This window comes from Caballeronia sp. ATUFL_F2_KS9A (assembly GCF_023630765.1).
GTDB classification, from domain to species: Bacteria; Pseudomonadota; Gammaproteobacteria; order Burkholderiales; family Burkholderiaceae; genus Caballeronia; species Caballeronia zhejiangensis.
Window position 1 is genome coordinate 110,455 of the sequence record NZ_JALQEK010000022.1, and the last position, 21,181, is coordinate 131,635.

The following is a 21,181-nucleotide window of genomic DNA, read 5'->3' on the forward strand; positions in this document are numbered from 1 at the left end:
CCAAGGAGATCGCGATGAATGCCCCTGAGCAACAGAAACTGATCGGCGCTGGCGTGAAGCGCAAGGAAGACTATCGATTCCTGACGGGCGCGGGCCAGTACACCGACGACGTCGTCATGCCGCAGCAAAGCTACGGCGTGTTCCTGCGTTCGCCGCACGCGCACGCGAAGATCGCGCGCATCGATATGGAAGCGGCGCTGAAGTCGCCGGGCGTGATCGGCATCTTCACCGGCAAGGACATGGCGGGCGAAAACGTCGGCGGACTGCCGTGCGGCTGGCTCATCCACAGCACCGACGGCTCGCCGATGCACGAGCCGCCGCATCCCGTCATCGCGCACGACAAGGTGTTGCACGTCGGCGATCAGGTCGCGCTCGTCGTCGCCGAATCGGTGAAGGAGGCGAAGGACGCGCTCGAACTCATCGAGGTCGATTACGACGAACTGCCCGCGACGGTCGATACGGCGAGCGCATCGGACGCGGGCCAGCCGCTCGTGCACGACAGCGTGCCGAACAACGTCTGCTACAACTGGGGCCACGGCGACAAGGCCGCGACCGACGCCGCGTTCGCGAAAGCCGCGCACGTCACGACGCTCGATATCGTGAATCAGCGGCTCGTGCCGAACGCGATCGAGCCGCGCGCGGTCAACGCGAGCTATTCGAAGCACGACGACAGCTACACGGTCTACGTCGCGAATCAGAACCCGCACGTCGAGCGCTTGCTGATGGCGGCGTTCGTGCTGTCGCTGCCGGAATCGAAGCTGCGCGTGATCGCGCCGGATGTCGGCGGCGGCTTCGGCTCGAAGATTTTCCTGTATCCGGAAGATGTCGCGCTGACGTGGGCATCGAAGAAAGTCGGGCGTCCGATCAAGTGGGTGGCCGAGCGCTCCGAAGCCTTCCTCTCCGACGCGCACGGCCGCGATCATGTGACCAAGGCCGAACTCGCGCTCGACAAGGACAACAAGTTCATCGGCATGCGCGTGCATACGACGGCGAACATGGGCGCGTATCTGTCGACGTTCGCATCGTCGATTCCGACCGTGCTCTACGCGACGCTGCTCGCGGGCCAGTACACGACGCCCGCGATCTACGCCGAAGTGAAAGCGGTCTTCACGAACACGGTGCCCGTCGATGCCTATCGCGGCGCGGGCCGGCCGGAAGCGACGTATGTCGTCGAGCGGCTCGTCGAGACGGCGGCGCGCGAGCTGAATATCGATCCCGTCGAATTGAGGCGGCGCAATTTCATCCGCGAGTTTCCGTACGCGACGCCGGTCGGTCTCACGTACGACATCGGCGATTACGACGCGTGCCTGAATCGCGCGCTGGAACTCGCGGATGTCGCGGGTTTCGCAAAACGGCGCGACGAATCGAAGCAGAAGGGCAAGCTGCGCGGCATCGGCTATTCGTGCTACATCGAAGCGTGCGGGCTCGCGCCGTCGAACGTGGCGGGCGCGCTCGGTGCGCGTGCGGGTCTCTTCGAAGCGGGCGAAGTGCGCGTGCATCCGACCGGCTCCGTCACCGTCTTCACCGGTTCGCACAGTCACGGACAGGGCCACGAAACGACGTTCGCGCAAGTGGTCGCGGACCGGCTCGGCATCGCGATCGAGAACGTCGAGATCATTCACGGCGATACGGGGCGCATCCCGTTCGGCATGGGCACGTACGGCTCGCGTTCGATTTCGGTCGGCGGCTCCGCGATCATGAAAGCGCTCGATAAAGTCGAAGCGAAGGCGAAGAAGATCGCGGCGCATCTGCTGGAAGCGTCGGCGGAAGATATCGAGTTCACCAACGGCGTGTTCCGCGTGAAGGGCACCGATCGCACGAAATCGTTCGTCGACGTCTCGCTCGCCGCGTACGTGCCGCACAACTTCCCGCTCGAAACCATGGAGCCGGGCCTCAACGAAAACGCGTTCTACGATCCGACCAACTTCACGTATCCGTCGGGCGCGTATGTGTGCGAAGTCGAGGTCGATCAGGACACCGGCGAAACGCGCATCGAAAAGTTCACGGCCGTCGATGACTTCGGCAACGTCATCAATCCGATGATCGTCGAAGGGCAAGTGCATGGCGGGCTGGGGCAGGGCATCGGCCAGGCGATGCTCGAACGCTGCGTCTACGATGACAGCACCGGCCAGTTGCTCTCCGGCTCGTTCATGGATTACGCGATGCCGCACGCTAGCGATCTGCCGAACTTCACCGTCGAGACCGCGAAGGGCACGCCGTGCACGCACAATCCGCTCGGCGTGAAGGGCTGCGGCGAAGCGGGCGCAATCGGTTCGCCGCCGGCGGTCATCAACGCGATTCTCGATGCGCTCGCGCCGCTCGGCGTGAAGGACTTGCAGATGCCCGCGACGCCGCATCGCGTGTGGACCGCGATGCATAACGCTCAACGCGCCTGAGGAGACCGGCAAATGTACTCATTCGACTATCAGAAAGCGGACGAAGCGAAGGCGGCGGTCGCGGTGCTTTCCGCCAACGGCGACGCCAAGTTCCTCGCGGGCGGCCAAAGCCTCTTGCCGACGATGCGCCTGCGGCTCGCACAGCCCTCGGCGCTCGTCGACGTGACGCGCATCGCGTCGATGAAAAACGTCACGCTCGACGGCGACAAGCTCACGATCGGCGGCGCGGTGTCTCATGCGGCGGTCGCATCGAACGCGGATGTGCAGCGCGCGCTGCCGGGGCTCGCGGATCTCGCGGGACGCATCGGTGATCGACAGGTTCGCGAGCGCGGCACGATCGGCGGCTCGCTCGCCAACGACGATCCGGCGGCGTGCTATCCGTCAGCCGTGCTCGCGCTGAACGCGACGGTCGTGACCGACAGAAGGCGCATCGCCGCGGACGATTTCTTCATCGACATGTACACGACCGCGCTCGAACCCGACGAGCTCATCACGGCCGTCGAGTTTCCGCTGGCCGAGCGCGCGGGCTACGAGAAGTTTCGCAATCCCGCGTCGCACTTCGCGCTCGTCGGCGTGTTCGTCGCGAAGTTCAAGGACGGCGTGCGCGTCGGCGTGACGGGCGCGGCGTCTTCGGTGTTTCGTCCGGCGGAGCTGGAAGCGGCGTTGTCGAAGGACTTTTCGGTGGCATCGGCGCGCGGCGTGACGATCTCGCCCAACGAGCTGAACGCGGACATGCACGCGAGCGCCGAATATCGCGCGCATCTGATTCCGGTGCTCGCGGGCCGCGCGATCGAGCGCGCGATGTCGTTCTAGTCCGCGATGACGGAACAGGCGCCGCAATCCATCGACGAGACGCTCGCGCGCTTGCGCGAGCATCGCTATTTCGCGAACCGCGAGCTCGCGACGGCGCTTTTTCTCGCGCTGAAGATGCAGCGGCCGCTCTTCCTCGAAGGCGAGCCGGGCGTCGGCAAGACCGAACTCGCGAAGGCGGCGGCGGGCTTGTGCGGCACGACGCTGCTGCGCCTGCAATGCTACGAAGGGCTCGATACCGCGAGCGCGCTATACGAGTGGGACTATCCGCGGCAGATCATGGCGCTGCGGCTCGCGGAGGCGTCGGGCGAAACGCCGTCGAACGATTCGCTGTATCGCAGCGAGTTTCTGCTGAAGCGTCCGCTGCTTCAGGCCTTGCTGCCCGATGCGTCGAATCCCGACGCGCGCCGCGTTCTGCTCATCGATGAAATCGACCGCGCCGACGAGCCGTTCGAAGCGTTTCTGCTCGAATTGCTGTCGGACTTTCAGGTATCGATTCCGGAGTACGGCACGGTGCGCGCGGCGCAACCGCCGCTCGTCGTGATGACGTCGAACCGCACGCGCGAAGTCCACGATGCGTTGAAGCGGCGATGCCTCTATCAGTGGATCGGCTATCCGCAGCGCGATGTCGAACTGGCGATCGTCGCGGCGCGCGCGCCCGAAGCGGGGCAGGCGTTGCAGCAGCGCGCCGTCGCGTTCGTGCACGAGCTGCGCACGCTGGATCTCTTCAAGGCGCCGGGCGTCGCGGAAACGATCGACTGGTGCCGCGCGCTCGCGGCGTTGTCGGTGACGGAACTGGATCCGCAATCGGTGCAGAACACGCTCGGCGTGCTGTTGAAGTATCAGGACGATCTCGCGCGCATGGACGCCGATACGCTCGCGCAATGCCTCGCGGCCACGCCATGACGACCACGATGGAACCGTTCGCGCGCAACGTCGTGCATTTCGTGAGGCTTCTGCGCGGCGCGGGGCTCGGCATGTCGCCGGCGCACGCGGTCGATGCGCTCGACGCGTTGCGCTTCGTCGATCTGAATCGCCGCGACGATGTGCGCGCGACGCTCGCGTGTTTGCTCGTCCACGCGAGCGACGAACGCGACATCTTCGATGCGGCGTTCGATCTTTTCTGGCGCGATCCCGACTGGGAAGGCAAGCTGCGCGCGCTGTTGCTGCCGAAGGTGAAGAGCGGCATGCCGCCGCCGAAGCGCAACAACCGTCTCGCCGATGCGTTGGCGACGCGCGCGGCGGCATCGTCGACAACGCCGCCGCGGGAATCGAAGCCGGAAGAGGCGCACGCGCGCATCACGTTCAGCGCGCAGGAACGCTTGAGCCATCGCGATTTCGACACGCTCAGCGCCGACGAATGGCGCACGCTGCGGCATCAGATTCGCGCGCATCGGATGCCGCTCGCAACGGAACCGACGCGCAGGCTGAAGGCGGGCTCGCGCGGCACGCATGCCGATCTCAAAGCGAGCGCGCGACACGCCGTGCGCTCGGGCGGCGACTGGACCGTGTGGAAATATCGCGCGGCGGTCGAGCGCAGACCGCCGCTCGTGTTGCTGCTCGACATTTCCGGCTCGATGAGCGCGTATTCGCGCGCCGTGCTCTACTTCTGTCACGCGCTATTGCAATCGCGCGAGCGTCTGCAAGTGTTCCTGTTCGGCACGCGGCTCACGAACGCGACGCGCGCCTTGCGCGAACGCGATCCCGATGTCGCCATTGCCGCACTCGGACAGAACGTCGCGGACTGGTCCGGCGGCACGCGCATCGGCGCGACGCTCGCGGAGTTCAATCGGCGCTGGGCGCGGCGTGTGCTGGCCGGTCGGGCGACGGTGCTGCTCGTCACCGATGGCCTCGATCACGAAGCCATCGACGTGCTCGATGCCGAGATGCAAAGACTCAGGCGTTTCGCGCATCGGCTGGTGTGGCTCAATCCGCTGCTGCGTTTCGCCGATTTCACGCCGCGCGCGCGAGGCGTGCGCGCGATCCTGCCACACGTCGATGCAATGCTCGCGGCACATAACCTCGACAGCCTCGGCGCGGTCGGAGCCGAACTGGCCGCGCTGTCACGGCACACTGGAGACACGAGATGGAACTGACCGAAACACACACGTTGCCGGTGCCGCAGGCGCGCGCGTGGGAAGCGCTGAACGACACGTCGATCCTGAAGGTCTGCATTCCGGGCTGCGACAGCATCGACGCCGATGGCGAGAACGCCTACAACGTCGCGATGACGGCGGCGGTCGGTCCGGTGAAAGCGCGCTTCAAGGGAAGAATGGAGCTGACGAATATCGACGCCCCGCATACTTACACGATCGTCTTCGAAGGGCAGGGCGGCGCGGCCGGCTTCAGCAAGGGCAGCGCGACCGTGAACCTCGAACCCGGCGACGAAGCCGACACGACGAAGCTCAGTTACAGTGCAAACGCGCAGGTCGGCGGCAAGCTTGCGCAGATCGGCTCGCGGCTCGTCGACGGCGCGGCGCGCAAGATCGCGGGAGAATTCTTCAAGCGATTCAGCGCGCAGCTGCAAGGCGGCCAGGAATCGCAAGATGCAGCCGCCGACCAAGACGAAAGCGGCGCAGAAGAGAAGGAAAAGGGAAAGAAATCATGGACAGCGTGGATCTCGAAGTCCTGACGAACAGCGCGCGATGGCTCGAAGAGGGACATCGCGTGCTGCTCGTGACGGTCGTGAAGACATGGGGCTCGTCGCCGAGACCCGAAGGCGCGATGCTCGCCGTGCGTGACGATGGCCACGTCGTCGGTTCGGTGTCGGGAGGATGCATCGAGGACGATCTCATCGATCGCGTGCGGCAGCGGGGCATCGAGCAGACGAAGCCGGAAGCGGTGAAGTACGGCATCAGCGCGGAAGAGGCGCATCGCTTCGGCTTGCCGTGCGGCGGCACGATCCAGCTCGTGCTGGAGCCGCTGACGATGGAAAGCGGCGTCTCGGAATTGTGCGCGGCGGTGGAAAGCGGCAAGCTCGTCGCGCGCACGCTCGACATGGCCACGGGCGCGGCGCGCCTCGAACCGGCGCAGGCCACCGACGGCGTGCTCTTCGACGACGCGCATCTGCTGACGATTCACGGCCCGCGTTACCGGATGCTCGTGATCGGCGCGGGGCAGTTGTCGCGCTATCTGTGCAGTATCGCGGTCGGGCTGGATTATCAGGTGACCGTGTGCGATCCGCGCGAGGAATACACGGAAGAGTGGAATGTGCCCGGCACGACGATCGTGCGAACCATGCCCGACGACACGGTCATGGAGATGAAGCTCGACGAACGCTGCGCGGTCATCGCCCTCACGCACGATCCGAAGCTCGACGATCTCGCGCTGATGGAAGCGCTGAAGACGCCCGCGTTCTACGTCGGCGCGCTCGGTTCGCGGCGCAACAACGCGGCGCGGCGCGAGCGTCTGAAGGAGTTCGATCTCAGCGAGGCCGAACTGGCGCGGTTGCATGGGCCGGTAGGCATTTATATCGGCAGCCGGACGCCGCCGGAAATCGCGGTGTCGATTCTCGCGGAAGTCACGGCGGCGAAGAACGGCGTGTCGTTGCCCGAACTGTTGCAGGTGGAAGGCGCGAAAGCGGCGCGCGAGGTTGCCGGAAAAGGCGAAGTCTGCGGCGTCTGATTATTACAAAATCCTGACGAAACGCGGCCCGGACGGGCGCGACGGCTATATAATAATCATTCTCATTTGCGTGGCCGGCTTCGGCTGACGCGCAGCCGTTTCCCTTTCAGCTCAACGATTTAGTCGAATGCCCGGCAAGTTTTTGACCGGCGATGACCAGCGCGCAGCCGCCCGCGCCGATGCATCGCCCGACTCGCGCTCGTCCGCGAACAAGCGCCACATCAGCCAGCGCGCGCTGCGCGTATGGTCGATCGTGCATCGGTGGACGAGTCTCGTCTGCACGGCGTTCATGTTGCTGCTGTGTCTGACCGGCTTGCCGCTCGTGTTCGGCCACGAACTCGACATCCTCACCGGCGATGCGATCGAAGCGCCAGCGCTGCCTGCATCGCAGGCGAATGCGCGCGCGAGCTACGACGCGGTGTTGCGCGCGGCGCTGAGCGAGCATCCGGGCCATGTGCCGCAATACATGATCTGGGAGCCGGACGATCCGCTTTTGCCGGTCGTCGTCACCGCGCCGAAAGCCGACACGCCGCCCGACGATACGCTCAGTACGACCGTCGATGCGCGCACCGCCCAGCCCCTCGGCATGCCGCCCGGCAAAGGCTCGCTCAAGTTCGTGCTGCTGAAGTTGCACGTCGACATGTTCGCCGGGCTCTTCGGCAAGCTCTTTCTCGGCGCGATGGGCGTCGTGTTTCTCGCGGCGATCGTGTCGGGCATCGTCGTGTATCTGCCGTTCTGGCGAAAGGTCGGGCTCGGGCGCGTGCGCCTGAAGAAGAAGCGGCGGATCGTGTGGCTCGACTGGCATAACGCCATCGGCATGTTGACGCTCGCGTGGGCGTTGCTCGTCGGCGCGACGGGTTCGATCAACACGCTCGCCGATCTCATGCTCGAAGCATGGCGCAACGATCAGCTCGCGCAGATGGTCGCGCCGTATCGTGACAAGCCGCCGGTCGTCGTGCGCGCTTCCATCGACGATGCCGTGAAGACAGCGCAACGCGTCGCGCCCGAGATGATTCCGTCGTTCGTCGCGTTTCCGGGGACGCGCTTCGCGAGCCCGCATCACTATGCCGTGTGGATGCGCGGTGACGGCATTCTGACGACGCGGATCATGCGACCTGTGCTCGTCGATGCATCGACGGGCGCGCTCACCGATTCACGCGAGTTGCCGTGGTATCTGAAGGTGCTGCTCGGCTCGCAGCCGCTGCATTTCGGCGATTTCGGCGGCATGCCGCTGAAGATTTTCTGGGCCGCGTTCGATGTGCTGACGATCGTCGTGCTCGGGAGCGGGCTTTATTTGTGGCTGACGCGGCATAACCCGCGGAAGGGGAAGGGGACGTCGGCCGCGTGATGGACGTCCCGAATCCCTCAAATCAACCCGCAAACAATCGCCGCAATCAGCGACGCCGCCACGATCACCACGCCCGCCGTGCGCTTCTTGTTCAGCTCGGTCCACAGCAGCACGCCGGTAAGCGACAGCAGGATGATGCTGCCCGCGAACGTATCGATGAGCAGCACCCAGCCCACGCTTAGGCCAACGCCCTTGTGCAGGTTGGTCATCATCGCGAGGAAGGTGTTTTCGGTGCGCTTCACCGACACGAAATTGTTGCCGACCCAGTACTCCGCCATCACGCTGCCGCCCGGCGATGCCACCATCACCGACCATTGTTCCGGCTGCATCGTGCTCTTGTCGCCCCAGCCGACCGGATGCGCCGGTTCCTTGCGCGCGCGTCCGAGATTGCCGTCGATCTTCAGTTCCTTCTTCAGCCACGCGCCCATGTCGCGCGGCGACTTGAAGCCTTCGGCGGGCAGCGGCATCTGCATCTGCGAAACCTGCGGCTCGCCGGTCGAAATGCGCAGCGGCGGCGCGCGGTGATTCAGCAGAAAACCCGTCGCGCCGAACAGCAGGCCCAGCAGCGCACCCCACAAGCCGACCCAGCCATGCACCTTGCGCAGCCACTTCAGGAAGGTCGAGCGGCGCGAGCGATTCTTGCGGACGATCTGCTCGGCATCGTCGATGAGACGCCCATGCGGACGGTAATGCGTCGAGCCGCCCGTCGCGGACGGCGGCGTATTGAGGGTTTCAGGCGCGTTCACGCGTCTCTCCAGAATTCGGGCGTTGGCAGGCAAAGCCGCGCCCCGATCGCTAAACGCGCACGCGCGCGCGGCGATCGATGTCAGGCGGGCAAATGAGAATTGTTATCATTACATGCCGAAAAGCGCTTTTCAACGCTTCGCGATCGCCTGACAGTCCGCGAATGTCACAAAAAATTTCAAACGGGCCAAAGCGGGCCTTCCTGCATCGCGCCGACTTGCTCGCGCAATTCGAGGATTCGGTCTTCCCAGTAACGTTGCGTGTTGAACCACGGGAAGGCGGCGGGGAACGCCGGATCGTTCCAGCGGCGCGCGAGCCACGCCGAATAATGAATCAGCCGCAGCGTGCGCAGCGCTTCGATGAGATGCAGTTCGCGCGGATCGAACTCGCAAAAATCTTCGTAACCGGCGAGCAGATCGGTGAGCGCGCGCGATGCATCCGCGCGTCCGGCGGGCAAGAGCAGCCACAAGTCCTGAATGGCCGGGCCCATGCGGCTGTCGTCGAAATCGACGAAATGCGGGCCCGCGTCGGTCCACAGCACGTTGCTCGGATGACAGTCGCCGTGCAGACGCACGTGCCGCACATCGCCCGCGCGCTCGAAACATTGCGCGACGCCTTCGAGCGCCATCGACACGACGGCTTCCCACGCTTCGCGCACATCGGCGGGAACGAAGCCGTGCGTCAGCAGGAACTCGCGCGGTTCATAGCCGAAAGTGTCGATATCGAGCGTCGGCCGCTCGCGATACGGCTCGACCGCGCCCACCGCGTGAATCCGCCCGATGAAGCGCCCGAGCCATTCGAGCGTGTCGCTGCGATCGAGGTCGGGCGCGCGTCCGCCGCGCCGCTCGAAGATGGAGAAGCGAAAGCCGTCGAATTCGTGCAGCGTCGTGCCATCGAGCGCGCGCGCGGGTACGGCCGGAATCTCACGCGCGACGAGACTCGCGACGAACGCGTGCTCTTCGAGAATCGCCGCATTCGACCATCGTTTCGGCCGATAGAACTTCGCGACGATCGGTGCGCCGTCCTCGACGCCCACCTGATAGACGCGGTTTTCGTAGCTGTTGAGCGGCAGCAGGCGGCCATCGGTACGCGCGCCTGCGGGCATCAGCACGCGGTCGACTGCATCGAGTACGCAATCGGGCGTGAGGCCGGAGAAGGGCGGCGCGTCGTCGGCGGGCGCGCCCTGGGAGTCGGGATGGATCGAGTTCATCCCGGCATTGTGCCGCAATGCGGCGCGTCGCTTCTCAGTGCACGACCGTGTTCGACGGGCGCACGACATCGCCCGTATCGATCAGGTCTTCGAGAAAGAACGGCTCGGTATTGAGCAGTTTGGTTACGCCAGGCTCGCCCGCGTACCAGGCGACCATGGCCATGTCGCCGAGAATGCGCATCACGATGCCGCGCGCGCCCTGAGGCACGGCAATATGCACGGAGCGGACAATCGAACCGATTTGCATGATGAATCCCCGTTTCAACGCCGGCTGGGATTGAAGCGCCGGTCATATGTTTTCACCAAGCACAGGCTTTTCACGGCTCGTGCACCAGACAATCGCCGCGTCGCTGTTGCGGGAAGCGCGACACGCGCGGCTTTCATGAACGATTGTGCTCTAACTTTAGCGCATGGCGGCGCGTCGGCGCGACGCCATTCGCTTCGTTATGTTGCCGATCGCAGACGAATAGCAGCAATTAATGGGCTACGTGGCCGGATCGCGGCTTGCTTATCAGGCAAAACCCTGAGGATCGGCGTATCGTCGAGAGTTTTTTCAGCAGAGACTTCATTCGTGGATGCTAACGCAAACCGGGCCGCCGATGCCGCTCCGTATCTCGAACGCGGCTCGCGCGCCTATTGGCGTGCTTCGCTCGCGTTGCTGTTCGCCGGTTATGCGACTTTTTCGCTGCTCTACTGCGTGCAGCCGTTGCTTCCCGAGTTCACGAAGGCGTTCGGCGTCAGTCCGGCGGTCAGCGCGCTCGCGGTGTCGGTGAGCACGGCGGCGTTGGCGATCGCCATCTTCATCGCGGGATTCGTCTCGGAAAGCTGGAGCCGTCATCGGCTGATGACGCTTTCGCTGCTCGCGTCGTCGGTGCTGACGGTGATCGCCGCCGTGCTGCCGGACTGGCACGCGCTGCTCGTCGTGCGCGCGCTCGAAGGCTTCGCGCTCGGCGGCGTGCCCGCGGTCGCGATGGCGTATCTCGCGGAGGAAGTGCATCCCGAAGGCCTCGGTCTCGCGATGGGACTCTACGTCGGCGGGACGGCCATCGGCGGCATGGCCGGGCGCGTGATCAGCGGCATCCTCGCGGATCTTTTCGGCTGGCGCGTTGCGATCGGCGGAATCGGGCTGCTGGGTCTGCTCGCCACGCTCGCGTTCCGCTCGCTGCTGCCGCCGTCGCGACGCTTCAAGCCGCGGCGCGGCGTCGGGTTCGCGCATCATCGGCGCTCGCTCGGCGGGCATCTGCGGCATCGCGGTTTGCCGTTTCTGTTTCTCATCGGCTTCGTGCTGATGGGCAGTTTCGTCACGCTCTACAACTACGTCGGATATCGGTTGCTGGGCGCGCCGTTCGAACTGAATCAGACGCAGATCGGCGCGATCTTCAGCGTGTATTTGACGGGCGTGGTCGCGTCGCCGTGGTCCGGCAAGATGGCCGATGTCTTCGGGCGCGGCCGCGTGCTGATCGCAAGCCTGGTGCTGATGATGCTCGGCATCGCGTTGACCTTGTCGAACGCGCTGCCGGTGATCATTGCGGGTATCGCGTGCCTGACGTTCGGCTTCTTCGCAGGGCACTCGGTCGCGAGCGGCTGGGTCGGACGGCTCGCGATGCAAGCGAAAGGCCAGGCGGCCGCGCTCTATCTGCTCGCGTATTACATAGGGTCGAGTCTGATCGGATCGTACGGCGGACACTTCTGGACCGCATTCGGATGGAAGGGCGTCGCCGGGCTGATCGGCGCGCTGCTGCTCGTCGGGATTGCGGGCGCGGTGCATCTGAACCGGCGCGAGCACGCTGTCGTCTGAACAATCGAAAGCCGATTGAAATAAGCCGAAGCTAAGGGTTTTTCCGCGTCCGCTTAAAAATAGGTGCCTGCAAGTCCTTGTCGCGCAAGGCTTTCGTACGTTTTCGTGGTTTGCCGTCGCACGAAGTTGGGCTAACGCCTTCGTTGGCGCGGCCTATACTCGAATCGTCGATGCAGCTTTTCACACGCGACGATAAAGCCAGAAGCAGGACGATGGGAGACGCACCATGACGACGTATTTCACGATCGGCGACTTCATTCTGATCATCCCGATGGCGCTCGCTGGCGCGCTGTTCCTCGGGGCCATTCCCTGCGCGACGCATCTGAGAAACAACGTACTGCGCGTGTTCGGCGCATTGCTCGGTGTGCTCGCCGCCTTTCTGCTCGTCGAAGGATTGCCCGCGCTGATATAGCAAGCGCGCCGTTCAGGGCGCGCTTGCGAAAGGTGCTTCTATTACAGATGAGCGCCGAGGAAGGTCAGCGTGCGTCCGTGCGCGAGCGCCGACGCCTTCCCGTTATACGACGCGCGATCGCCGCAGTTGAAGCCGTGGTCGGCTTGCGCGTAGACATACAGTTCCGAATCCTCGCGGCCCGCGAACTTCTGACGGACGGCATCGACGGCATCGGCGGGAATGTGCGCGTCGAGTTCGCCGTAATGGAACTGCATCGGCACCTTGACCTGATCGGCCTTGTCGAGCGCGTTCTGAATGCCGCCGCCGTAATAGGCCACCGCCGTATCCACCGAACCCTCGGCCGCCGCGAGATACGCGAGCCGGCCGCCGAAGCAATAGCCGATCGCCGCGATCTTGCCCGTCACTTCGGGCAGCGCGCGCAGCGCTTTCGCAGCCGCGCCGACGTCCGCGACAGCGGCATCGAGCTTGGTCTTTTGCAGCAGTTCCATCGCCTTTTCGCGATCCGCGCCTTCGTAACCCAGCTCGACGCGCGGCTGCGTGCGCCAGAAAACATCGGGTGCGAGGGCGACGTAGCCATCGGCGGCGTATTGATCCGCGACGCTGCGAATGTGGCCGTTCACGCCGAAGATCTCCTGCAGGATGATCACGGCGGGTCCGGTGCCCGTCTTCGGCAGCGCGAGATAGCCTTGGAAGCTGCCGCCATCGGCCGGAATGTCGATCCAGCGTGAAGTCGTGGAAACGGTCACGTCAAACTCCTTGTGTGTGGGAATGCAGGCGTGTGAGTTTGCCAGCTTTCCCTTTCAGTCGCCCTGAACGTCCGCGCGCCCTCTGGCACGCGCTTTGACGCGCAGCCGGTTTTTAGAGGCGCCGATCTAAACGCCAGCTAAAAACAGTCATTAAAAAACAGGCTAATGGTGCCGATGGGCAGGGATTATCGGCGCGCGTCTGCCGGACTCGAATGACGGCCAAACCTTTGCGCGCCGATGTCGCGCAAACCCGCATGCACAGGGCTTCTTCACGCGAACGCCACCACAAACGGCGGCGCATCACAACTGGCCGTTAATTGGTAGTGACACCACTATCTTAAAAAACTTCCCTAAATTAATTTGACAACCCTACACTTGCGCGCAGTGCGGATGGCGGCTGCCACGAACGGCCTGCCGGAAGGACTTGCCAAGTGCATGACGATGCATCCGGCGTGGTCGTCCACGGGACTGAGCGATCGTGATGAAAGACGGGGCACAGGGCGATTACGTTGTTTTTGGGACCGAAACTGGAGACTTACATGAACACCAAGCTTCACAAACTGTTGCCGATCAGCGCCGCAGCCGTGCTCTTCGCGACGCTGGCAACGTCCGCAGCAGCCGACCAGGTCGTCAAGATCGGTCACGTCGCTCCGCTGACCGGCGGCATTGCTCACCTGGGCAAGGATAACGAAAACGGCGCGCGGCTCGCAGTCGAAGAGATCAACGCCAAGGGCCTGACGATCAACGGCCAGAAGGTCACGCTCGAACTCGACGCGCAAGACGACGCGGCCGACCCGCGCACGGCGACGCAAGTCGCGCAGAAGCTGGTCGACGACAAGGTCGTGGGCGTCGTCGGTCACCTGAACTCCGGCACGTCGATCCCGGCGTCGAAGATTTATAGCGACGCGGGCATCGTGCAGATTTCCCCGTCGGCGACGAACCCGACCTACACGCAGCAAGGCTTCAAGACGACGTACCGCGTCGTCGCGACCGATGCGCAGCAAGGTCCGGCGCTCGCCAACTACGCCGCGAAGAACCTGAAGGTGAAGAGCGTCGCCGTGGTGGACGACTCGACGGCATACGGCCAGGGTCTCGCGAACGAGTTCGAAAAGACCGCCAAGTCGCTCGGCCTGAAGGTGATCTCGCACGACGCGACCAACGACAAGGCCGTCGACTTCCGCGCGATTCTGACGAAGATCAAGGGTGAGAACCCCGACGCCGTGATGTACGGCGGCATGGACGCAACCGGCGGCCCGTTCGCCAAGCAAGCCAAGCAGCTCGGCCTGCGCGCCAAGGTTCTCGCGGGCGACGGCGTCTGTACCGAAAAGCTGTCGGATCTCGCAGGCGATGCGACCGACAACGTCGTGTGCTCGGAAGCGGGCATGGCGCTCGAGAAGATGGACGGCGGCAAGCAGTTCGCGGAGAAGTTCCAGAAGCGCTTCGGCCAGCCGATCCAGATCTACGCGCCGTTCACGTATGACGCGGTGTACATCATCGTCGACGCGATGAAGCGCGCCAACTCGACCGATCCGGCGAAGATCGTCGCCGCGATGCCGAACACGGACTACAAGGGCGTGATCGGCGAGACGACCTTCGATTCGAAGGGCGATCTGAAGCACGGCGTGATCTCGCTGTACAACTACAAGGGCGGCAAGAAGACGCTGCTCGACGTCGTGAAGATGTAATTTCCTTCGGACTTCTCGAAGTCAAGAGAAGCGCGCGGTTCCGAAAGGACCGCGCGCTTTTTCATATCTTCCAGCGCCTGAGAATGCGCGGTCCGATGAGCGTGATGACGAAGCAGCACGCCGCGACGACGCACAGCCCGATCGGCAGATTGCTGACCTGTGCAACGCCGCCGATCAACACCGGCCCGAGCAGCAGCCCGAAATACGCGAGGCCCGCGACCTGCGCGAGCCCTTCCGCGGGCGTCACGCCCTCGACGCGCGCCGCTGCTGCGAACAGCACCGGCATCATGTTCGCGAGGCCCAAGCCCATCAGCGTGAAGCCGGTCATCGTGACGATGGTGTTCGGCAGCAAGAGCGCCATCACCATGCCGATGAACGCAAGCCCCGCGCTGCCGAAGATCAGTTGCGGCGCGCCGAAACGCGCGCGCACCGCGTCGCCGCCGAAGCGGCCTGCCGCCATGCCGCCCGAGAACGCGGCGTAAGCGGCGCTCGACACCGACGGCGTGGCTTCGACGACATCGCGCATATATACAGTGGCCCAGTCGTACATCGCGCCTTCCGCGATCAGCGCGACGAGCGCGAGGCCGCCGAGCGCCCACAGCGCGCCCGAGCGCCAGCGATTCGATGACGACGCCTTCGCGTGCTCGTCGTGATGCGGAACGTGCGGCAGCACGGCGGGCATCGATACGAGCAGTACGAGCAGGCTCACACCGGAAGCGAGCGCGAGATGCGCCGCCGGCGCGAGTCCGTGCGCGAGCAATGCGCCGCCCGCGGCCGCGCCCGCCATCCCGCCGATGCTGAACATGCCATGCAGCGACGACATGATCGGCTGCGCCAGAGCCTGCTCGACCGCGCTGGCCTCGGCGTTCATCGCGACATCGAGCGTCGCCATGCCGAAGCCGAAAATCGCGAGCACGACGAGCAGCATCCAGTAAGAAGGCGTCACGAGGATCAGCGAGCCGCAGATCATCATCGTGATGCCGCCCGCCATGCACGCGGTGCGCGTGCCGGCGCGCGCGATCCACGATCCGGCGGTGAGCATCGCGAAGATCGAGCCGCCCGCGACCGCCAGCAACGCGAACGAGAGCATGCCGGGACTGAGTGCGAACTTATCGCGCACGGTGGGAACGTGCACGCCCCAGGAGGCGTACATCATGCCCGCGATGAAGAAGACGGCCATCGTCGCGTAGCGCGCGCGTACGCGTGTGGCATGCGGAAGAGTGCGATGTAGCGCGAGCGTCGGATTGGATTCGCAGGCGGCGGAGGCAGTGGTCGAATCGGACACGAATGAAATCGTTCTTTGAAGTTGCGCGGGATGCGATGACAACCGGACATGTTGCCATCGAACGCGAAGGCTTTCGATTCTATCGAACGGCCAGGCGACACGCTCGGACCTGCTGCATTACCATCGTCCGACCATTCACCCACGCACGAGGCCCGGATGAACATCCCGTCGCAAGCGCCGCTGCATCTGCTGCATCGCGTCTCCGAAGGCACGCTCGCCACGCTTACCCGCGAGCCGCGCGGCTTTCCCTATCCGACGGCGCTGCCGTTCGCGCCGACCGAGCGCCATGTGCCGATGGTGCTCATCAGCCATCTCGCCGAGCACACGCGCAATCTTCAGGCCGATGCGCGCGCGGGGTTTCTGGTTTCCCACGCGGCGGATGGCGGCGTGCTGGAAGGCCAGCGCCTGACGATGCTCGGCAGTTTCGCGCCCGCCGCGCCCGAAGATCGCGAAGAGCTCGCGCGGCGCTATCTGCGGTATCACCCGGATGCGGCACGCTATCTGGAACTCGGCGATTTTTCCTTCTGGGTGATGTCGCTCGAGCGCATGCGTTATATAGGCGGATTCGGCGCGATGGGATGGCTCGGCGGAGAAGAACTGGATTCGCTGCCGCCGCTTTCGGCGGACGACGAATCGTCGTTATGCAAATATTTCGATGCTTACAGCGGCCGTCCGGAGAATCTCGGATTATTGGGGATAGACCGGTACGGCTGCGATTTGCTGCTCGCCGACATCCGCAATCGTTTTACATTCGATTACCCGAAACTGACGAACGAGGATTTGAAGGCCGCGGTTATCGATTGTTTTGAGCGTCAACGTAATATTTGAACGAGATAAATCCGAGACGTTGCGACCCGATTTCAACCGCATGGAACGCGCTGCAGAGCGGCTTTTTCGTGGCAAGTTGCCATCTCATGAAACTTTGCGACTGACTCGTTTGTCTTTGTTTTCATCCGATGCCATCGTCGAGTCGTCGTCGCGACTGGCAGAGCTTTTTAAGTCCGAAGAGCGAACAAGCGAACCTTCTGAGCTTTCGGCAATTGTTACGAAGAAAATTGCTAAACTTTTAATAAGTGGCGATTCGCACATGCCGCGTTATTGGGAACTGTGTTAATCTGCGTGCCAGTCCGAGGCTATACTGATAACTGAAAGCGAGCGCGCCGATTCGCAAGTCAGCAAACCACTTAGGGAATTGCCATGCCTTCATACAAGGAACTCCTCGCACAACGCGAGTCTCTCGAACGTCAGATTGAAGAAGCGAAGTCGCGCGAATACGCGGAAGTGCTTAATGAGATCAAGCAGAAAATGTCGGATTATGGCATCACGCTTCAGGAACTGGCTGGCGGCCGTGGCGCAAAAGGCGCGAAGGCCGCGCGCAGCCGCTCGGGCGTGGCGCCGAAATATCGCGATCCCGAAAGTGGCAGCACGTGGTCGGGTCGCGGCAAGCCGCCGAAGTGGATCGCCGGGCAGGATCGGGATAATTTTCTGATCGGCAAGTAATTGCAAAGCATCAAACGATGCATTCGAAGAGCCGCGTTACGTGACGCGGCTTTTTCATTTGTGCGATCAGATGATCGGTGTTTCGTCATTTGCCGAAGTTCGAAGACCGGAGACACATTACACCGCGCTTGCGTCAACAGCGCGCAGGCCGAAAAACCGGGACGTCTCCTGAAGGAATATTGCGCCAGATAGCGGACTTGCGGCAACTCGGATCATCGTGGTTCTGCCGTCGAATTTCGGCATTAATTTCCTCGGCGGATTGCTGTTCACGGTTCGCGCCGCAATGCCGGCTCGCGAGCGAACCGGGATCGCCAACCATCAGGATATTTCGCCGTATCAGGCCGGGCGTGCTGGGTAGTTTGATTTTTATCGACTGGCTGAAAGGGAATTGGATGCGCGTTCGCCCATTGCATTACAAGGCTCTTCCAACGGACGCACCGATTCCGCGCGCTGGAACCAACGGTCCAAGCGCGCATTAGAAACGCGGCGCTAAACGCAATCCGTCAGAGCGGCAATTGCGTGTCGAACTTGATCTCTCGGAGCACAACGCTCGTTCGCACCTGAGCGACGGCAGGAATCTTGAAGATGCGATCGTGGAGAAACGCGTCGTAAGCCTTGATATCGGGCGCGACGATCTTGAGGATGTAATCGGATTCGCCGGTCGTGCTATAGCACTCGGTGACTTCCGGGCAAGTGGCGATTTCGCGTTCGAATTGCTCGACGCCGCCTTCCGTATGCCGTGTCAAATGAATATGCGCGAGCGCGCAGACATGCAGACCGAGCTTTTCGCGATCGAGCAGCGCGGTATAGCGCTGAATGACGCCCGATTGCTCCATGTCCTTGATGCGACGCCAGCACGGCGTGCTCGACAAGCCGACCTGGTCGGAGATTTCCTGAACGGAGCGGCGTGCGTCCAGCTGCAGGAGACGCAAGATTTTTTGTGAGAATGTATCGAGAGTCAACTGCGCCTCCGTTCGGTCGCGATTTGACTCTCATAGTAGAGGCGTCGAAAAAGAAACGCAATGCAAACGCGCCCGCACTGAGGGAGTTTCCCTAACTCCCCCGCCTCAGGGCGCGGTTTTACCTTCAGTGTCGTCGCCGGATTCCTTCGCAAGCCTGGCCAGCTTCTCCTGCGAGATCCGCAGGTCGGCCAGCATGTTGCAAAAGAGTGCGCCTTGCTCGATTGCGTCGTCCAGCGCGACGTGCGTATGCGGCAGCTCGTCGAACCAGTGTTTCGGCAGACGCGGCTTGATGGCCTTGCGATACGGCAGGCCGGTCATCGCGAAGGCGAGCGTCTTGATGTCGAGCGCCGACCACGAAAACGGGCAGCGCTCGGCAAAGCGCATCATGTACCAGAACATATGCGTGAAGTCGAAGCCCGCCGGATACGCGACGAACACGGGCTTGCCGGGCAGCGCTTCCACCCATTCGACATAGGCCGGCAAGGCGATTTCCGGCTTCTGCAGATCCTTGCGGCATGCGGCCCACGCGTCGGGCTGCGTCTTCCACCAAGCCGCCTGAACCGGATGCGGCGTCGCGCCCTCGAGCGTTTCGAGATTCGCGGAGAAGGTGCCGATGAGCTGCTTGTCCGCGGTGTAGGCCGCGGACGCGAAGCTCAGCATCGAATGCGGTCCGGGAATCGGGCCATCGGCCTCGACATCGGTGCTGACGTAGATTTCGGGAATTGCGTTCACGCTGTCGCACCCGTTGCCGCGCCGTCGCGCACGAAAGGATTGCTGCGCCGTTCCTCGCCGAACGTCGATGCCGGGCCGTGTCCGGGAACGAAGGTGACATCGTCGCCGAGCGGCCAGAGCTTTTCGCGGATCGAGCGGATGAGTTCCGCGTGATTGCCGCGCGGGAAATCGGTCCGGCCGATCGAACCGGCGAACAGGACGTCGCCGACGAACGCCAGATTGTGCTCCCGACTGAAAAATACGACGTGACCCGGCGTGTGGCCCGGGCAGAAATAGACTTCCATCGACTCGTTGCCGAACTGCACGGCGTCGCCGTCGTCGAGCCAGCGTTCCGGCGTGAAGGCTTCGGCGTTCGAAAAACCGAAGCGCTGAGTCTGCGCGGGCAACTGATCGATCCAGAACGCATCTTCGCGATGCGGTCCCTCTATTTGTATACCGTAATGGTCCGCGAGCGCCTTGGCGCCGCCGCAATGATCGAGATGGCCGTGCGTGAGAAGAATCTTGTCGACGGTCACGCCCTGGCGTTCGACTTCCGCGATGATGCGTTCGATGTCGCCACCCGGATCGACGATGGCGGCGCGCTGGGTCGCTTCGCAGATCACGATCGAACAGTTCTGCTGAAAGGGCGTTACGGGAACGAGAATGACTTTCATATGACTGACGTCGATGCGCGCGGGCCTGTAAAAACGTTCATTGTACCGGTGCGACCACGGGTCCGACGGCAGCGCGCGCCGCTGCGGCGTTGCTCAAAAAAGCGGCAATTCTTACGCTCATAGCGAAAATCAATGACAATTCGATGGGTCCGATGAGCCGGACCACGGTTTTTTTGTATAATGGCACTACTTGTGCATGGATCGAACCATGCCGTCATTGGGCGAATGCCAAAACGCTAGTGCGTTTTTACAATCGCTGTCAGTACGCTGTTGGGGGCCAAAAGCCTCGCAATTGCAACTCACGCACCTCCAGTAGGTGCACACGTCTTGTCCGGCCAGACGCCGCGCGTCTGTCAGATGGCCTTTGCCGCCGTCACGCCGGATGGGGCCTACGCCGCCGTTCCTGCGCTCACTTGGCTTCACCAGCGCACGAACGTGATGCCACGTTCGATGGCGGCTTGTGGGGTCTGGTCAGGCTGCCGGGGACAGGTTGCGCCAGACGTGAACAATAACCGGGCGTTTGCGGCACGAGTGCGCCGCATCCGAGCACAGTTCACCGTTCGCTTCAGCGAGCGGCGTTCTGCTTTGCACGGCAAAGCCTCGAGCAGCCTTGCGCGCGCCGACCAGCGCAGCGCGGCCGCTCCTTTATCGTTGAAAACACGTCTATGAATGCTCGATTTATTCGACATGTCGGGAGCCTGCTAGCAGTTGGCGTGCTGGCGGGTTGCGCCGCGCCGGGTTCGGGCGATGTCGCATCCAATCCTCAGAACACAAACTCCTTCAGCACGAGCAGTGCCCGCTCGACGGCGCCGCTCGCCTTCGATTCGCACCTTTCCGCGCTGCCCGCCGAGAAGCCGGCGCAACCGGCGCAGTCGCTTTCCGACGCCGAGCCGATCACGACCGGTCCCGACGCCAGCAACTTCGAGCAGAAGGGCAAGGCGTCGTGGTACGGACGCATGTTCCACGGTCGCAAGACCGCGAGCGGCGAGAAATTCAACATGAACGCGATGACCGCAGCGCATCGCACGCTGCCGCTCGCGTCGTGGGTGCGCGTGACGAACGAAGCGAATCACAAGACCGTCGTCGTGAAGATCAACGATCGCGGCCCTTATGTGCACGGACGCGTGATCGATCTGTCGTATGCAGCGGCGGCGGTGCTCGGCATGCGCGGCGCCGGCACGCAGAAGGTGAAGATCGAAGGTCTCACGCAGCAGGAAGCGCGTGCGGCGCGCGAAGAGCAGGCTCAGGCGCTGGCCGACGACAGCGTGAACTGATC

Annotated in this window: 21 protein-coding genes; 13 read left to right on the forward strand and 8 right to left on the reverse strand. The window is 63.4% G+C overall.

Features of this window, described 5'->3' with window-relative positions; all coding sequences use genetic code 11:
* Positions 1-14 precede the first annotated feature (14 nt).
* The 7 genes from NCS67_RS13245 to NCS67_RS13275 all read left to right on the forward strand — a co-directional run bounded on the left by NCS67_RS13245 (position 15) and on the right by NCS67_RS13275 (position 8,178).
* A complete protein-coding gene (locus NCS67_RS13245) occupies positions 15-2,396 on the forward strand; it encodes a xanthine dehydrogenase family protein molybdopterin-binding subunit (protein WP_250435380.1) in 2,382 nt (793 codons plus the stop codon).
* A 12-nt stretch (positions 2,397-2,408) separates the two neighbouring features.
* Positions 2,409-3,209, forward strand: coding sequence for an FAD binding domain-containing protein (locus NCS67_RS13250; protein WP_008352333.1), 801 nt, complete (start codon positions 2,409-2,411; stop codon positions 3,207-3,209).
* Positions 3,210-3,215: 6 nt separating this feature from the next.
* Complete coding sequence (locus tag NCS67_RS13255) at positions 3,216-4,112, forward strand: AAA family ATPase (protein WP_008352332.1); 897 nt, start codon at positions 3,216-3,218, stop codon at positions 4,110-4,112.
* The gene (locus NCS67_RS13260; RefSeq protein ID WP_241814029.1) at positions 4,109-5,302 is read left to right on the forward strand and encodes a vWA domain-containing protein; all 1,194 of its coding nucleotides are present in this window, start codon (positions 4,109-4,111) and stop codon (positions 5,300-5,302) included. The genes NCS67_RS13255 and NCS67_RS13260 overlap by 4 nt, the downstream gene beginning before the upstream one ends.
* Positions 5,293-5,838 carry an SRPBCC family protein gene (locus NCS67_RS13265; protein WP_008352328.1) on the forward strand — a complete coding sequence of 182 codons (546 nt, stop codon included), beginning with the start codon at positions 5,293-5,295 and terminating at the stop codon, positions 5,836-5,838. The genes NCS67_RS13260 and NCS67_RS13265 overlap by 10 nt, the downstream gene beginning before the upstream one ends.
* Positions 5,811-6,830: an XdhC family protein gene (locus NCS67_RS13270; RefSeq protein WP_250435381.1), complete on the forward strand. Its 1,020-nt coding sequence runs from the start codon at positions 5,811-5,813 to the stop codon at positions 6,828-6,830. Before NCS67_RS13265 ends, NCS67_RS13270 begins: the two co-directional genes overlap by 28 nt.
* A gap of 127 nt (positions 6,831-6,957) precedes the next feature.
* The gene (locus tag NCS67_RS13275) at positions 6,958-8,178 is read left to right on the forward strand and encodes a PepSY-associated TM helix domain-containing protein (protein ID WP_250435382.1); all 1,221 of its coding nucleotides are present in this window, start codon (positions 6,958-6,960) and stop codon (positions 8,176-8,178) included.
* Positions 8,179-8,195: 17 nt separating this feature from the next.
* Here the strand turns inward: NCS67_RS13275 and NCS67_RS13280 are convergent, their stop codons facing one another.
* From NCS67_RS13280 to NCS67_RS13290, 3 genes are all read right to left on the reverse strand, one after another.
* Positions 8,196-8,924: a PepSY-associated TM helix domain-containing protein gene (locus NCS67_RS13280; protein WP_239294358.1), complete on the reverse strand. Its 729-nt coding sequence runs from the start codon at positions 8,922-8,924 to the stop codon at positions 8,196-8,198.
* 176 nt (positions 8,925-9,100) lie between these two features.
* Positions 9,101-10,132, reverse strand: coding sequence for a serine/threonine protein kinase (locus tag NCS67_RS13285; RefSeq protein WP_239294357.1), 1,032 nt, complete (start codon positions 10,130-10,132; stop codon positions 9,101-9,103).
* 34 nt (positions 10,133-10,166) lie between these two features.
* Entirely contained in the window at positions 10,167-10,379 is a 213-nt protein-coding gene (locus NCS67_RS13290) for a hypothetical protein (RefSeq protein WP_008352308.1), read from the reverse strand.
* Positions 10,380-10,703: 324 nt separating this feature from the next.
* On the opposite strand from NCS67_RS13290, the gene NCS67_RS13295 reads away from it, so the two are divergent.
* Positions 10,704-11,930: an MFS transporter gene (locus NCS67_RS13295; RefSeq protein ID WP_175979684.1), complete on the forward strand. Its 1,227-nt coding sequence runs from the start codon at positions 10,704-10,706 to the stop codon at positions 11,928-11,930.
* Positions 11,931-12,156: 226 nt separating this feature from the next.
* Complete coding sequence (locus NCS67_RS13300; protein ID WP_008352305.1) at positions 12,157-12,342, forward strand: hypothetical protein; 186 nt, start codon at positions 12,157-12,159, stop codon at positions 12,340-12,342.
* A gap of 41 nt (positions 12,343-12,383) precedes the next feature.
* On the opposite strand, the gene NCS67_RS13305 is transcribed toward NCS67_RS13300, so the two are convergent.
* On the reverse strand, positions 12,384-13,088 hold the full coding sequence (locus NCS67_RS13305; RefSeq protein ID WP_008352303.1) for a dienelactone hydrolase family protein: 705 nt from the start codon (positions 13,086-13,088) through the stop codon (positions 12,384-12,386).
* A 539-nt stretch (positions 13,089-13,627) separates the two neighbouring features.
* Here NCS67_RS13305 and NCS67_RS13310 point away from each other — a divergent pair.
* Entirely contained in the window at positions 13,628-14,773 is a 1,146-nt protein-coding gene (locus tag NCS67_RS13310; protein ID WP_008352302.1) for a branched-chain amino acid ABC transporter substrate-binding protein, read from the forward strand.
* Positions 14,774-14,834: 61 nt separating this feature from the next.
* Here the strand turns inward: NCS67_RS13310 and NCS67_RS13315 are convergent, their stop codons facing one another.
* The gene (locus NCS67_RS13315; RefSeq protein WP_250435383.1) at positions 14,835-16,058 is read right to left on the reverse strand and encodes an MFS transporter; all 1,224 of its coding nucleotides are present in this window, start codon (positions 16,056-16,058) and stop codon (positions 14,835-14,837) included.
* A 156-nt stretch (positions 16,059-16,214) separates the two neighbouring features.
* Here NCS67_RS13315 and NCS67_RS13320 point away from each other — a divergent pair, with 156 nt between their 5' ends.
* Both NCS67_RS13320 and NCS67_RS13325 read left to right on the forward strand, forming a co-directional pair.
* Positions 16,215-16,886 (forward strand): HugZ family pyridoxamine 5'-phosphate oxidase, encoded by a 672-nt coding sequence (locus NCS67_RS13320; protein WP_250435384.1) that lies wholly within the window; start codon positions 16,215-16,217, stop codon positions 16,884-16,886.
* A gap of 369 nt (positions 16,887-17,255) precedes the next feature.
* Complete coding sequence (locus tag NCS67_RS13325; RefSeq protein WP_008352299.1) at positions 17,256-17,558, forward strand: H-NS histone family protein; 303 nt, start codon at positions 17,256-17,258, stop codon at positions 17,556-17,558.
* 503 nt (positions 17,559-18,061) lie between these two features.
* Here the strand turns inward: NCS67_RS13325 and NCS67_RS13330 are convergent.
* The 3 genes from NCS67_RS13330 to NCS67_RS13340 form a co-directional block, all read right to left on the reverse strand.
* Positions 18,062-18,520 (reverse strand): Lrp/AsnC family transcriptional regulator, encoded by a 459-nt coding sequence (locus NCS67_RS13330; protein ID WP_008352298.1) that lies wholly within the window; start codon positions 18,518-18,520, stop codon positions 18,062-18,064.
* A gap of 105 nt (positions 18,521-18,625) precedes the next feature.
* On the reverse strand, positions 18,626-19,252 hold the full coding sequence (locus NCS67_RS13335) for a 3'-5' exonuclease family protein (RefSeq protein ID WP_175979687.1): 627 nt from the start codon (positions 19,250-19,252) through the stop codon (positions 18,626-18,628).
* Positions 19,249-19,905: an MBL fold metallo-hydrolase gene (locus NCS67_RS13340; protein WP_250435385.1), complete on the reverse strand. Its 657-nt coding sequence runs from the start codon at positions 19,903-19,905 to the stop codon at positions 19,249-19,251. The genes NCS67_RS13335 and NCS67_RS13340 overlap by 4 nt, the downstream gene beginning before the upstream one ends.
* Before the next feature lie 665 nt (positions 19,906-20,570).
* Between NCS67_RS13340 and NCS67_RS13345 the strand changes: the two genes are divergently transcribed.
* Positions 20,571-21,179 (forward strand): septal ring lytic transglycosylase RlpA family protein, encoded by a 609-nt coding sequence (locus tag NCS67_RS13345; protein WP_033536464.1) that lies wholly within the window; start codon positions 20,571-20,573, stop codon positions 21,177-21,179.
* Positions 21,180-21,181 lie beyond the last annotated feature (2 nt).

Coding starts and splice junctions, on each gene's coding strand:
- NCS67_RS13270 (WP_250435381.1), top strand. CDS start 5,811: ATGGACAGCGTGGATCTCGAAGTCCTGACGAACAGCGCGCGATGGCTC.
- NCS67_RS13325 (WP_008352299.1), top strand. CDS start 17,256: ATGCCTTCATACAAGGAACTCCTCGCACAACGCGAGTCTCTCGAACGT.
- NCS67_RS13310 (WP_008352302.1), top strand. CDS start 13,628: ATGAACACCAAGCTTCACAAACTGTTGCCGATCAGCGCCGCAGCCGTG.
- NCS67_RS13340 (WP_250435385.1), bottom strand. CDS start 19,905: ATGAAAGTCATTCTCGTTCCCGTAACGCCCTTTCAGCAGAACTGTTCG.
- NCS67_RS13265 (WP_008352328.1), top strand. CDS start 5,293: ATGGAACTGACCGAAACACACACGTTGCCGGTGCCGCAGGCGCGCGCG.
- NCS67_RS13345 (WP_033536464.1), top strand. CDS start 20,571: ATGAATGCTCGATTTATTCGACATGTCGGGAGCCTGCTAGCAGTTGGC.
- NCS67_RS13255 (WP_008352332.1), top strand. CDS start 3,216: ATGACGGAACAGGCGCCGCAATCCATCGACGAGACGCTCGCGCGCTTG.
- NCS67_RS13285 (WP_239294357.1), bottom strand. CDS start 10,132: ATGAACTCGATCCATCCCGACTCCCAGGGCGCGCCCGCCGACGACGCG.
- NCS67_RS13300 (WP_008352305.1), top strand. CDS start 12,157: ATGACGACGTATTTCACGATCGGCGACTTCATTCTGATCATCCCGATG.
- NCS67_RS13275 (WP_250435382.1), top strand. CDS start 6,958: ATGCCCGGCAAGTTTTTGACCGGCGATGACCAGCGCGCAGCCGCCCGC.
- NCS67_RS13245 (WP_250435380.1), top strand. CDS start 15: ATGAATGCCCCTGAGCAACAGAAACTGATCGGCGCTGGCGTGAAGCGC.
- NCS67_RS13250 (WP_008352333.1), top strand. CDS start 2,409: ATGTACTCATTCGACTATCAGAAAGCGGACGAAGCGAAGGCGGCGGTC.
- NCS67_RS13260 (WP_241814029.1), top strand. CDS start 4,109: ATGACGACCACGATGGAACCGTTCGCGCGCAACGTCGTGCATTTCGTG.
- NCS67_RS13290 (WP_008352308.1), bottom strand. CDS start 10,379: ATGCAAATCGGTTCGATTGTCCGCTCCGTGCATATTGCCGTGCCTCAG.
- NCS67_RS13320 (WP_250435384.1), top strand. CDS start 16,215: ATGAACATCCCGTCGCAAGCGCCGCTGCATCTGCTGCATCGCGTCTCC.